Source organism: Nonomuraea sp. NPDC001636 (assembly GCF_040298265.1).
Taxonomy (GTDB): Bacteria; Actinomycetota; Actinomycetes; order Streptosporangiales; family Streptosporangiaceae; genus Nonomuraea.
This window is the reverse complement of record NZ_JBEOZT010000025.1, coordinates 109,614-121,862: the sequence shown is the minus strand read 5'-3', so window position 1 is coordinate 121,862 and position 12,249 is coordinate 109,614. Positions and strand designations below refer to the sequence as shown.

Below are 12,249 nucleotides of genomic sequence, written 5' to 3'. Positions count from 1 at the left end.
TGATGAATGTCAACCCCGGCGCGGGCGGCTGACGAACCACATGCCGAAGAGGCCGAAGCCGACCCCGGTGACGCAGGTCCAGATCCACCACGTGTTCTCGGGGGCCGGGCGGAAGATCAGCAGGACGATCAGGGCGACGGCCCACAGGGCGGTGCCGACCCCGACGGCGGCCGTGTCGTTGGTCTTGATCGGCTCGGGATCGGGGCGCCACTGCTGCTTCACGTGTCCAGCCTAGCTTCCAATCGGGTCTCGATCCGATTGCGGACACTTTTCCCAGCTCACCACTACTGTCACTCTTCGGCGCGTGAGTGACATGCGTAATGCAATAGACCGTTTCTTCGCAATCTCTGAACGAGGCTCGACGATCTCCCGTGAGGTGCGCGGCGGCCTGGCCACGTTCTTCACGATGGCCTACATCGTGGTGCTGAACCCGATCATCCTCGCCTACGGCAAGGACATCGAGGGCCAGGTCATCGGTGACGGCACGACCCCGCAGGTGCCGCTGGTCGCCGCGGGCACGGCGTTCGTGGCCGGCGTCCTGACGATTATCATGGGCCTGGTCGGCCGGGTGCCGTTCGCGATGGCCGCCGGGCTCGGGCTGAACGCCTTCGTGACCTTCAACATCGCCACGATGATGTCCTGGGAGGAGGCCATGGGCCTGGTCTTCCTCGAAGGCGTCATCATCGCGATCCTGGTGCTCACCGGCCTGCGGACGGCGGTGTTCCGCGCCATCCCGGCCCAGCTCAAGACCGCCATCAGCGTCGGCATCGGCCTGTTCATCGCGCTGATCGGCTTCGTGGACGCCGGGTTCGTGCGCAAGGCCGCGGGCACGCCGCTGGAGCTGGGCATCGGCGGCCAGCTCACCTCCTGGCCGGTGCTCGTGTTCATCGTGGGCCTGCTGGCCACGGCCGCCATGGTGGCGCGGAAGGTCAAGGGCGCGATCCTGATCGGCATCGTCGGCTCGACCGTGCTGGCGATCGTCGTCCAGGCGGTCACCAAGGTGGGGGCGGCCTCGCCCAAGAACGCCGGCGGCTGGCAGCTCAACGTCCCCGCCCTGCCCTCGGCCGACAAGATCTTCGGGTTCCACAACCCGCTGACGCTGTTTACGGAGTTCGACCCGATCGGCGCCTTCAGCCGGATCTCCGTGCTGCTGGCCGTGCTGTTCGTGTTCACCCTGCTCATCACCGACTTCTTCGACACGATGGGCACGATCGTCGGCGTCGGCCGCCAGGCGGGCCTGGTCCAGGCCGACGGCACGCTGCCGCGGACCAAGGAGATCCTGCTCGTCGACTCGATCGCCGCGGCGGCGGGCGGCGCCGGCTCGGTCTCGTCGAACACCACCTACATCGAGTCGGCCGCCGGCGTCGGGGAGGGCGCGCGGACCGGTCTGGCCAGCGTGGTCACCGGTGCGCTGTTCCTGGTCGCCGTCTTCTTCGCGCCGCTGGTCGCCGTCGTGCCCTACGAGGCCGCCACGCCCGCGCTGGTCGTCGTCGGCTTCCTCATGATGACCGCCGTCCGCGACGTCGACTGGGACGACTACGAGATCGCCATCCCGGCCTTCCTCACCATCGTCGTCATGCCGTTCACCTACTCCATCTCCAACGGCATCGGCGCCGGCTTCATCAGCTACGTGCTGGTCAAGGTCGTGCGGGGCAAGGCGCGCGAGGTGCACCCGCTCATGTGGGGCGTCACCGCGCTGTTCGTCCTGTACTTTGCGATCGGCCCGATCCGGGCCGCGATCGGTCTCTGACCTCGACGTCCAGGAGCCGCCCCGCGCATGTGGGGCGGCTTCGGGGTATCAAGGAGTGAGACGAACCTGACCTAGGGAAATATCTTGCCTTCGCATATAGTTAGCAAAGGTAATGAGACGTGCTAATGAACACCCAGCCCAAGATGGACCTGCGCAGCGACGCGGGCCTGGCCTCAGCCCTGCGCGTGTCGATGGCAAGGCTGACCAGGCGACTCCGGCGTCAGGCGGCGGCGCACTCGCTGACGCCCACCCAGTTCGCGACGCTCGCCGCCGTGGAACGGCATTCCGGGATAACCCCCGGCGAATTGGCCGAGCTAGAGAAGGTGCAACCGCCCTCGATGACGCGCGTGATCGCCGCGCTAGAGGAACGCGGCCTGGTCGCACGCACCCCGCACCCGACCGACCGGCGTCAGGTGAGCGTGACCGTGACCGAGGCCGCCCAGACGTTGCTGAAGGAGGAACGCCGCCGCAAGGAGGCGTGGCTGACACAGCGGCTGAAGGAGCTCTCGCCGGAGGAGCGGTCGATCCTGCGGCAGGCGGCGCCGATCCTGGAGAAGCTCAGCAAGATATAGAGCCTGAGCAACCCAAGACCGGGATGTTCCGGTCGCTCAAGGTTCGCAACTATCGCATGTTCGCGGCAGGTGGCGCCGTCTCCAACGTCGGCACCTGGCTGCAGCGCACCGCCCAGGACTGGCTGGTGCTCGACCTCACCAAGGGCCCGCACGGCGCGGGAGGCAGCGCGGCGGCCCTCGGCCTGGCGACCGCCCTGCAGTTCCTGCCGATGTTGCTGTTCGGGCTCTTCGGCGGCGTGCTCGCCGACCGGTACCCCAAGCGGCCCATCCTCATCGCCGCCCAGTCGATGATGGCGGTGCTCGCGCTCACCATCGGCGTGCTGACCATGACCGGCGCCGCGCAGGTCTGGCACGTGTTCGTGATGGCGTTCCTGCTCGGCCTGATCTCCTGCGTGGAGGTGCCGACCAGGCAGGCGTTCGTGGTCGAGATGGTCGGACGGCAGGACCTGCCCAACGCCATCGCCCTGAACAGCTCCATCTTCAACCTCGCCCGCGTGGTGGGCCCCGCGGTGGCCGGCATCCTGATCTCCGTGCTGGGCGGCACCGGACCGATCTTCCTGATCAACGCGCTCACCTTCGGCGCGGTGATCTCCAGCCTGATCTTCATGCGGAAGTCCGAGCTCAACCTGTCCGAGCCGGTGCCCAGGGCCAAGGGCCAGCTCAGGGAGGGCCTGCGGTACGTGCTGCGGCGTGAGGAGCTCCTCATGCCGATCCTGCTGATCGCCTTCGTGTCGATGTTCTCGCAGTCGTTCTCGATGTCGATCGCGCTGATGGCCCGCGAGGTGTTCGGCGCCGGGGCGTCGTCGTTCGGGCTGGCCTCCAGCATGTTCGCGGTGGGCGCGCTGGGCGGCGCGCTGCTGGCGGCGCGGCGGGCCAGACTCTCGCGCAAGGTGCTCTTCTCCGGGGCGATCGGGTTCGGGCTGTTCCAGGTGCTGACCGGGCTGGCCCCCTTCTACCCGGTCTATCTGCTGCTACTCGTCCCGACCGGCATCGCGTTGATCACCATCAACACGGCCGCGAACGCCAGCGTGCAGATCGCCACGTCCCCGGAGATGCGGGGCCGGGTCATGGGCATCTACATGCTGGTCTTCACCGGCGGAGCGCCCATCGGGGCGCCGCTGATCGGGTGGCTGTCGGAGCTGGGCGGGCCGCGTACGGGCGTGCTGCTGTCGGGCGTGCTCGTCCTGGTGGGCACCGGGCTCGCGGTGATGGTGACCAAGCTGATCGGCAACCGGATGGCCAGGCCGGCGCTGGCGATGGCGTGATCCGTCCCCGTCCGGGGACAATCGCATGACATGAGGCTCTTCGCGGCCGTGGTCCCGCCTGAGGAGGCGCTCGACGAGGTCGAGCGGGCCGTGGCGCCGTACGTCGGGCAGGTGCCGGGGCTGCGCTGGGCGGGCCGCCCCACCTGGCACGTCACGCTGGCCTTCTACGGCGAGGTGCCCGAACGGGCGCTGCCCGACCTCCAGGTGCGCCTGGAGCGGGCCGCCCACCGGCACACGGTGCTCGACGTGGCACTCGCCGGGGCCGGGGCGTTCTCCTCGGCGCGGCGGGCCAGGGTGCTCTGGGCCGGGGTCACGGGCGACCCCATGACCCGGCTGGCCGACTCGGCCCGCGCGGCCGGCCGCCGCGCGGGGGCCGTGCAGACCGACGAGAAACGGTTCCACGCCCACCTCACCCTGGCCAGGGCCCGGACGGACATCGACCTCAGGGAGCTGGTGGAGTCGCTGGCCGGGTTCGCCGGGTCGCCGTGGCGGGCCGAGCGGCTGCACCTGTTCCGCAGCCACACCGGGCCTCAGGTGAGGTACGAGTCACTCGGCGATTGGGCGCTCGCACCGGTGAAGCGGGGCTAGGCTCCAGGGCGTGGACCGTCCTCGCCCCTGGCTGCTGCCGCTCGTGCTCGGCCTGCTGTTCCTGATCGTCCTGCTCGGCGCCCTGCTGACCTGAGCCGCCCCGAGCGGCCGGGCCGTGGTCGTGCCGGGCCCGGCCGGTCACGCCGTCACCAGGCGTAGTCCTCCGGAGCGGTGCGGTGGCCGGGGAAGATCTCGTCGAGGCGGGCCAGGGTGGCCTCGTCCAGCTCGATCTCCAGCGTGCGCATGCTGCCTTCGAGCTGCTCCAGCGTGCGCGGGCCGATGATCGGGGCGGTCACCGCGCGCTGCCGCAGCAGCCAGGCCAGCGCCACGTACGCCGGGTCCTCGCCCAGCTCGTCGCAGAGCTTCTCGTACGCCTCGATCTTGTCCCGGTGCTTGTCCAGCTCCCGCACCATGGTGTCGGAGGCGGACCGGCCCTTGTCGATCTTGCGCAGGACGCCGCCGAGCAGGCCGCCGGCCAGCGGGCTCCACGGGATCACGCCGATGCCGTAGTCCTCGCAGGCGGGCAGCACCTCCAGCTCCACCGCCCGGGTGAGCAGGTTGTAGTGGCTCTGCTCGCTGGTCAGCCCGAACGTGCCGCGCCGCGCCGCCGTCTCCTGGGCCTTGGCGATGTGCCAGCCCGCGAAGTTGGACGAGCCCACGTAGATGACCTTGCCCTGCTGCCGCAGGACCTCCATGGCCTCCCAGAACTCCTCGAAAGGCGTGTTCCGGTCGACGTGGTGGGCCTGGTAGATGTCGATGTAGTCGGTCTGCATGCGCTTCAGCGAGGCGTCGCAGGCCCGGCGGATGTTCAGCGCCGACAGGCGGCGCTCGTTGGGCCAGTCGCCCATGTCGCCGTAGAGCTTGGTCGCGATGACCGTGCGCTCGCGCCGGCCGCCGCCCTGGGCGAACCAGCGGCCCAGGATGTTCTCCGTGATGCCCTCGCCCCTCTTCCAGCCGTAGACGTTCGCGGTGTCGAAGAAGTTGATGCCCAGGTCGTGGGCCTTGTCCATGATCGCGAAGGAGTCTTCCTCCGAGGTCAGCGGGCCGAAGTTCATCGTGCCGAGGCAGAGCGGGCTCACCTGGAGGCCGCTGCGTCCGAGGTTGACATAGTCCATGGGGTCCACACTAAATACCTGGAGTGCGCTCCAGGCCATAGGGTGAGTTCATGATCTGCGCGGGGTCGTCATGATCGTCCTGCTCCGCGCCGCGCTGCCGGTCTTCCTGGCGATGGTCACCGGCATGGTGGGCACGCTGGTGGTCACGTCCGTGCTCGGCAACCACGAGACGGTCGCGCTGGCCGCCTTCGCGGTGATGACCGCGGTGCTCACCCCGGCCACCGCCGCCGTGCAGGGCGCGCTGCGGGGGCTGGGGCCGTTCGTGGCGCCGTACCGGGACGATCCGGGCGCGGCGGTTCCTGTCGTACGGGACGCGCGCTGGCTGAGCCTGGTCACGGGCACGCTGGGGGCGCTCGCCGTGATCTGCGTGCCCGCGCTCGCGCGGATGAGCGGGGTGCCCGGCGAGGTGGTCGGCGAGCTGGGCCTGCTGCCCTGGTACCTGGCCGCCTACCTGCTGGTCTTCGCCACGACCGGCGGCGCGAGCACGATCCTGGTGGCGCTCGGGCGCAGCCGCGACGTGTTGTGGCCCAGCCTGACCTTCGGCCTGCTGCTGAGCGTGCTCACCGCGGTGCTGGCGCCGCGGCTCGGCCTCGACGGCGTGGGCGTGGCCTGGGTGGTCGCCGGCGTGGTGGCCGCGGTCGTGGCGAGCCGCCTGCTGCGCCGGGCGCTCGGGCGGCCGATCGGTCAGGGGCGGCCCAGGGTGGCCGAGATCGTCCGGCTGGCCAGGGTCAGCGTGCCGCTGGCGGCGACCGTGCTGATCAAGTTCGGGGTGCTCGGCGTGGTCACGTTCGCCGCGGGCGCGACCGGCGCCCGCGACACCGCGGCGCACGCGGTGCTGACCACGCTCACCGGCCTCATCATGCTGGTCTCGCTGTCCGTCGCGCAGGCGTCGGTGCCCGAGGTGGCCCGCGCCGGCGACCCGGCCGGAGCGCGGCGGGCCAACCGCGCCGCCGCGCTGCTCGCCGTCGCCGGGACGCTGGCCGCGGCCCTGGTGCTGCTGCTGCTCGGCGAGCAGGTGCTCGGGCTGTTCACCGGCGACGCCGCCGTACGCGAGCGGGCCCTCGCGCTGCTGCCGCTGATGCTGGTGTCGTCGCTGGCCGACGCCGCGCAGGCGGTGCAGGGCATGGGGCTGACCGCGCTCAAGAGGTCCGGCGCGAGCCTGGCCTACTTCGTCCCCGGCTACGGCGTGCTCCTGGCGGTCGCCGTGCCGGTGGCTCAGACGTGGGGCATCACCGGGCTCTGGGTGGCCATGGCGGCGGCCAACGGCCTGCTCCTGGTGCTTCAGGGGGCCGGGTTCCGCCGTCACAGTGCCCGCGTGGGCACGGCCGAGGCGGTGGCCTGAGCGTCCCGGGCGCAGCCGTGGGGCATGATGGCGAGGTGGGGGATGTCGTGTTCCGGGTCCTGGCCGCCGTGGCGGCGACGTTCGCGCTGTCGGCGGCTCCGGCGTGGGCCGACGACGACGGGCCGGAGAAGCTGTTCACGTTCAAGGACCGCGACATCACCGAGTCGAGCGGCCTGGCCGTGTCGCCCACGCACGAGAACGTCTTCTACACCCACAACGACAGCTCCGCCGCCCCCGTGTTCTACGCGGTCGGCGCCGACGGGCGGACGAAGGCCACCTTCCACCTGCGCGGCGCCGAGGCGAGGGACTGGGAGGCCATGGCCGCGACCAGGGACCCGGACACCGGGCAGGGCACGCTCTGGTTCGCCGACATCGGCGACAACCTCGACGGCGCCTGGCCCGACGTGTCCATCTACAAGGTCGCCGAGCCGCGCACGCTCCAGGACGCCACGCTGCCGGCCACCCGCTACCGCTTCCGCTACGCCGGCGGCGGCCGCAACGCCGAGGGCATCATGATCAACCCGCGCACCGGCCGCCTGTACGTCGTGTCCAAGGAGTTCTCCGGGTCCGTCTACGCCGCGCCGAAGAAGCTGCGCACCGACAAGGTCAACATCCTGCGCCGGGTCGCCGCGGCCCCGATCATGGCCACGGACGCCGCCTACGCCCCCGACGGCTCCTCCTACGTCATCCGCACGTACTTCTCGGCCACCCTCTACCGCCCGTCGGGGGAGACCCTGGCCAGGGTTCCCATGCCGGAGCTGCGGCAGGCCGAGTCGATCGCCTACACCGCCGACGGCAAGGCCCTGCTGGTCGGCTCGGAGGGCCCGAACAGCCCGGTCTACCGGGTGCCGCTGCCCGAGCGCGCCCAGGCCACGCGCACCCCCACGCCGAAGCCCGTCGCCGCCCAGGAGAGCGCGCGGCCGTCCGACACCGGCGAGCCGAGCGGCCTGACCGCCAAAGACGTGCTGATCTGGCTGGCCGCGGCCGCGGGCGCGACCGGGGTGATCACCTTCATCGCGCGCCGCACCCGGTGAGCCGTCAGGGGTTGCGCATGGTCGCGGTGAACATGTCGCCGCGCAGCGCGCGCTCGACCACCTCGATCGAGCGTGACAGGCGCACCAGCCGCGGCCCCTCCTCGCGGTAGGTGTCGAGCACGGCCTCGATGGCGTGCGGCGGCAGGTGGCCCTTGAGGTCGACGGCCGCGCCCCGATAGCCCGCGCGGGCGGCCTCGACCGCCGACCGGACGTGATGCCTGGCCATGCTGGCCAGGGCCACCGGGTGCCGCCTCAGCACTTCGTAGGCCCGGTAGTCGGGCGGCACCGCGTCGAGCAGCCAGGCCACCGCCGAGGTCTCCCAGTCGGGGACGCTGGGCGGGCGGACCTCGGCGGGCCACTCTGGCGGGACGTACATGAAGGCCATCGTACTCATGTTCGATTCGCCCAGGTATGGCGGCAGGGCGGCCTTTACCAGGAAAATCAGGTGTGTGACGGAAAAGATCGGTGTCGTCGGCGCGGGGATCGTCGGCCTGGCGGTGGCGCGCGAGCTGGCCGCCGCGCGCGGCGCCGAGGTGACCGTGCTGGACAAGGAGCCGCGCGTCGGCGCCCACCAGACCGGGCACAACAGCGGCGTCGTGCACGCCGGGATCTACTACCCGCCGGGGTCGCTCAAGGCCAGGCTGTGCCGGGAGGGCGTGGCGCTGCTGAAGGCGTACTGCGCCGAGAACGAGCTGCCCTACCGGGAGGTCGGCAAGCTGGTCGTGGCCAGCACGCGGGCCGAGCGCGCGCCGCTGCGCGCGCTGGCCGAGCGGGCGCGCGCCAACGGCGTGCCGGGCGTCGCCGAGCTGGACGGCCTCGGCCTGCGCGAGATCGAGCCGCACGCGGTCGGCGTCGCCGCGATCCACTCGCCGCACACCGCCATCGCCGACTTCCCCGCCGTCGCCCGCGCGCTCGCCCTTGACGTGGCAGGGATGGGCGGCTCGGTCCGCCTGTCGCACCCCGTCCGGGCGATCCGCGAGACGTCGAGGGGCGTGGAGGTGCTGGCCGGGGGGCGGCGGTTCACCTTCGACCGGCTGGTGGTCTGCGGCGGCCTCGGCACGGACGCGGTCGCCAGGATGGCCGGGGCGGCGGGGGACGTGCGGATCGTGCCGTTCCGTGGCGAGTACTACGCGCTGGCCGGGGCGGCCAGGGAGCTGGTGCGCGGGCTGATCTACCCGGTGCCCGACCCGCGGTACCCGTTCCTGGGCGTGCATCTGACCCGGCACATCGACGACGAGGTCCTGGTGGGGCCGAACGCGGTGCTGGCCCTGGCCTACGAGGGCTACCGATGGCGAGATGTACGGAATTTCGGTCAAATCATGCGTTGGCCGGGGACACTTCGCATGGCTCGCACCCACTGGCGTACCGGGATCAAGGAGGTCTACGGCTCGCTCGTCAAGAGCGCCTTCGTCCGGGCCGCCCGGCGGTACGTGCCCGAGCTCACCGCCGCCGACCTCGTCAGGACCGGTGGCGGCGTCCGGGCCCAGGCCGTCGCCAGGGACGGCCGGCTGGTGGACGACTTCGTGGTCGACGTCCACGGGAGCGTGGTGCTGGTCCGCAACGCGCCCTCGCCCGCGGCGACGTCAAGCCTGGCAATTGCCCGGCATATTGCCGGAATTGTTCCAGCACTCTCCCGATGAGGGCATCCTTGGAGGTGATGGAATCACGCCTGCTGATAGTCGAGGACGACCCCAACATCCTCGAACTCCTCGCCGCGAGCCTGAGGTTCGCGGGCTTCGACGTGACCACGGCCAAGAGCGGCCTCGACGCCGTCAACGCCGTGCAACGGCACCGGCCCGACCTCGTCGTGCTCGACGTCATGCTGCCCGACCTGGACGGGTTCGAGATCGTCCGGCGGATGCGGAGCGGCGGCCTGCACACGCCCGTGGTGTTCCTGACCGCCCGCGACGAGACCGAGGACAAGATCCGCGGGCTCACGATCGGCGGCGACGACTACGTCACCAAGCCGTTCAGCCTGGAGGAGGTCGTGGCCAGGATCCACGCGGTGCTCCGGCGCACGAGCGGGGACGCGCAGGCCGCGCCGCCGAGGCTGACCTTCGCCGACATCGAGCTGGACGAGGAGAGCCACGAGGTCTGGCGCGGCGGCAACGCCGTCTCGCTCTCGCCGACCGAGTTCAAGCTGCTGCGCTACTTCATGACCAACGCCGGCCGCGTGCTGTCCAAGCCGCAGATCCTCGACCACGTCTGGGACTACGACTTCAGGGGCGAGGTGGGCATCGTGGAGTCGTACGTGTCCGTCCTGCGCCGGAAGATCGACAACCGTAGCCCCCGGCTCATCCACACCCTGCGGGGCGTCGGATACGTGCTGCGCCTGCCGCCGAGCCCCTGATGAGAGCCCTGCCGCTGAGGGTCAAGCTGATCGCGGCGATGCTGGCCCTGCTGGGCTGCGGCATGACCTTCGTCGGCCTGGTCAGCGTCTCGGTCCTGCACGGTTACCTCATGGACCGGGTGGACAGCCAGCTCAACCTGCTCAGCGTGCGCATGCACAAGAAGGTCGTCAGCGACTGGCGGCGGGACAGGGAGACCACCGACCGCCCGATCCTCATCGAGTCCGACGCGATCGCGCTGGTCAAGGAGCCGGGTGAGGCGTTCGTCCCGATGCTGCGCGACCGCGACGTGGACGCCAAGCCCAAGCCCGTGCTGCGCGAGTCGCCCGGCGAGGACGCCTACACCGCGCCCGCCGCCGGCGGCGACGGCGAGTGGCGGGTGCTGCAGAGCGAGATCCAGCGGCGCACGCTGGTCGTCGCGGTGGACCTGGAGGAGGTGGACGCCATCACCCGGCGGCTCGTGCTGATCGAGCTGCTCGGCGGCGGTGGCATCCTGCTCATCCTGGCGGTCGCGGGCGTCACGATCGTGCGCCGCAGCATGCGTCCGCTCGGGCAGATCGAGCGCACGGCCGAGGCCATCGCGGGCGGCGAGCTCGGCCGCCGGGTGCCGGACGCCGACCCCCGCACCGAGGTGGGCCGCCTGGCCAGGTCGCTCAACGGCATGCTCGCGCAGATCGAGACCGCCTTCGCCGCGCGCTCTGCCTCGGAGGCGGCGGCACGCCGCTCCGAGGACCGCATGCGCCAGTTCGTCGGCGACGCCTCCCACGAGCTGCGCACCCCGCTCACCTCCATCCGCGGCTTCGCCGAGTACGCCCGCCAGAACCCCGGCGCCGACCCCGCCGAGCTGATGCAGCGCGTGGAGAAGGCCGCCGGGCGCATGAGCCTGCTGGTGGACGACCTGCTGCTGCTGGCCAGGGTGGACCAGCAGCGCCCGCTCCAGATGCGTCCGGTGGACATGCTGGCCCTGGTCGCCGACGCCGTGCACGACGCCAGGATCCTCGCCCCCGACCGGACGGTGAAGCTGGACGTGGTCGGCGGCGCGGCGCTCATCGTCTCCGGCGACGAGGTGCGCCTGCGGCAGGTCATCAGCAACCTCATGACCAACGCCATCGTGCACACCGAGCCCGGCACGCCCATCGTCGTCCGGGCCGGGGCGACCGACGACACCGTCTTCACCGAGGTCGCCGACAGCGGCCCCGGCCTGCCGCCCGAGCAGGTCGAGCGGGTCTTCGAACGCTTCTACCGCGCCGACTCCGCGCGCAGCCGCCGCCGGTCCTCCGAGGACCGCGGCAGCGGGCTCGGCCTGGCCATCGTGCAGGCGCTCGTCCAGGCCCACGGCGGGACCGTGACGCTGACCAGCTCGCCCGAGGAGGGCTCCACCTTCCGGGTCGAACTCCCACTCGCCTTGGAGTGAGCCTTCAGCTAACCCTCAGGTGCCTGGGTCACCCTGGAATTGTGACAAAACCCGAGCTCCGCGAGGTCCGCGAGGCGTTGATCATGGTGGTGGACGACGAGCCCAGCATCAGGGACCTGCTCTCCGCCAGCCTGCGCTTCTCCGGATTCGAGGTGCTGACCGCCGCCGACGGGCAGGAGGCCGTCGAGGTCGCCGAACGCGCCGCGCCCGACCTGGTGGTGCTCGACGTCATGCTGCCCGACCTGGACGGGTTCGAGGTGGCCAGGCGGATCGACGCGCCCGTGCTGTTCCTCACCGCCCGGGACGCCACCGAGGACAAGATCGCCGGCCTCCGGGTGGGCGACGACTACGTCACCAAGCCGTTCAGCCTGGAGGAGGTGCAGGCCAGGATCCGGGCGGTGCTGCGCCGTACCAGGACGGAGGGGGCGCCGGCCAGCCGGCTGAAGGTGGCCGACCTGGAGCTGGACGAGGACGCCCGCGAGGTCTGGCGGGCCGGCCGCCAGGTGCGGCTGTCCCCGACGGAGTTCAAGCTGCTGCACTACTTCATGGTCAACGCCGGCCGCGTGTTGTCGAAGGCGCAGATCCTCGACCACGTGTGGAACTACGACTTCGGCGGCGACGCCGGCGTCGTCGAGTCGTACGTCTCCTACCTGCGGCGCAAGGTGGACGACGTCGAGCCCCGCCTGATCCACACGCTGCGCAGCGTCGGGTACGTGCTCAGGGAGCCGCCGCCCGCCGGTTGATCCGCGCCGCGCGGCCCCGGCCGGTGGACCGTCCCGGGCGCTCACCGTAGCGTGGACCTGCGGGCGCGAGGTGTCGAG

At 71.3% G+C, this 12,249-nt stretch carries 13 protein-coding genes; 10 read left to right on the top strand and 3 right to left on the bottom strand.

The annotated features are described in order from the left end of the window. Nucleotides 1-9: 9 nt before the first annotated feature. On the bottom strand, nt 10-222 hold the full coding sequence (locus ABT158_RS37060; protein ID WP_352361683.1) for a DUF2530 domain-containing protein: 213 nt from the start codon (nt 220-222) through the stop codon (nt 10-12). A gap of 91 nt (nt 223-313) precedes the next feature. On the opposite strand from ABT158_RS37060, the gene ABT158_RS37055 reads away from it, so the two are divergent. The 4 genes from ABT158_RS37055 to thpR all read left to right on the top strand — a co-directional run bounded on the left by ABT158_RS37055 (nt 314) and on the right by thpR (nt 4,175). Next, complete coding sequence (locus ABT158_RS37055) at nt 314-1,750, top strand: NCS2 family permease (protein ID WP_502911599.1); 1,437 nt, start codon at nt 314-316, stop codon at nt 1,748-1,750. A 125-nt stretch (nt 1,751-1,875) separates the two neighbouring features. Beyond that, nucleotides 1,876-2,322: a MarR family winged helix-turn-helix transcriptional regulator gene (locus ABT158_RS37050; protein ID WP_352361679.1), complete on the top strand. Its 447-nt coding sequence runs from the start codon at nt 1,876-1,878 to the stop codon at nt 2,320-2,322. A 56-nt stretch (nt 2,323-2,378) separates the two neighbouring features. Continuing rightward, a complete protein-coding gene (locus ABT158_RS37045; RefSeq protein ID WP_352361677.1) occupies nt 2,379-3,587 on the top strand; it encodes an MFS transporter in 1,209 nt (402 codons plus the stop codon). A 30-nt stretch (nt 3,588-3,617) separates the two neighbouring features. Next, nucleotides 3,618-4,175: an RNA 2',3'-cyclic phosphodiesterase gene (gene thpR, locus ABT158_RS37040; protein ID WP_352361675.1), complete on the top strand. Its 558-nt coding sequence runs from the start codon at nt 3,618-3,620 to the stop codon at nt 4,173-4,175. 146 nt (nt 4,176-4,321) lie between these two features. Here thpR and ABT158_RS37035 read toward each other — a convergent pair whose 3' ends face one another. Continuing rightward, nucleotides 4,322-5,290, bottom strand: coding sequence for an aldo/keto reductase (locus ABT158_RS37035; RefSeq protein ID WP_352361673.1), 969 nt, complete (start codon nt 5,288-5,290; stop codon nt 4,322-4,324). Between the two features lie 70 nt (nt 5,291-5,360). On the opposite strand from ABT158_RS37035, the gene ABT158_RS37030 reads away from it, so the two are divergent. After that, nucleotides 5,361-6,632: an MATE family efflux transporter gene (locus ABT158_RS37030; RefSeq protein ID WP_352361671.1), complete on the top strand. Its 1,272-nt coding sequence runs from the start codon at nt 5,361-5,363 to the stop codon at nt 6,630-6,632. A gap of 35 nt (nt 6,633-6,667) precedes the next feature. Then, nucleotides 6,668-7,666 (top strand): hypothetical protein, encoded by a 999-nt coding sequence (locus ABT158_RS37025; RefSeq protein ID WP_352361669.1) that lies wholly within the window; start codon nt 6,668-6,670, stop codon nt 7,664-7,666. A 4-nt stretch (nt 7,667-7,670) separates the two neighbouring features. On the opposite strand, the gene ABT158_RS37020 is transcribed toward ABT158_RS37025, so the two are convergent. Beyond that, entirely contained in the window at nt 7,671-8,042 is a 372-nt protein-coding gene (locus ABT158_RS37020) for a hypothetical protein (protein WP_352361667.1), read from the bottom strand. Between the two features lie 73 nt (nt 8,043-8,115). Here ABT158_RS37020 and lhgD point away from each other — a divergent pair, with 73 nt between their 5' ends. The 4 genes from lhgD (at nt 8,116) to ABT158_RS37000 (ending at nt 12,171) form a co-directional block, all read left to right on the top strand. Then, on the top strand, nt 8,116-9,306 hold the full coding sequence (gene lhgD / locus ABT158_RS37015; protein ID WP_352361665.1) for an L-2-hydroxyglutarate dehydrogenase: 1,191 nt from the start codon (nt 8,116-8,118) through the stop codon (nt 9,304-9,306). Between the two features lie 17 nt (nt 9,307-9,323). Further along, on the top strand, nt 9,324-10,016 hold the full coding sequence (locus ABT158_RS37010; protein ID WP_352361663.1) for a response regulator transcription factor: 693 nt from the start codon (nt 9,324-9,326) through the stop codon (nt 10,014-10,016). After that, nucleotides 10,016-11,428: a sensor histidine kinase gene (locus tag ABT158_RS37005; RefSeq protein WP_352361661.1), complete on the top strand. Its 1,413-nt coding sequence runs from the start codon at nt 10,016-10,018 to the stop codon at nt 11,426-11,428. The genes ABT158_RS37010 and ABT158_RS37005 overlap by 1 nt, the downstream gene beginning before the upstream one ends. 83 nt (nt 11,429-11,511) lie before the next feature. Beyond that, a complete protein-coding gene (locus tag ABT158_RS37000) occupies nt 11,512-12,171 on the top strand; it encodes a response regulator transcription factor (RefSeq protein WP_352361783.1) in 660 nt (219 codons plus the stop codon). Nucleotides 12,172-12,249: the final 78 nt, after the last annotated feature.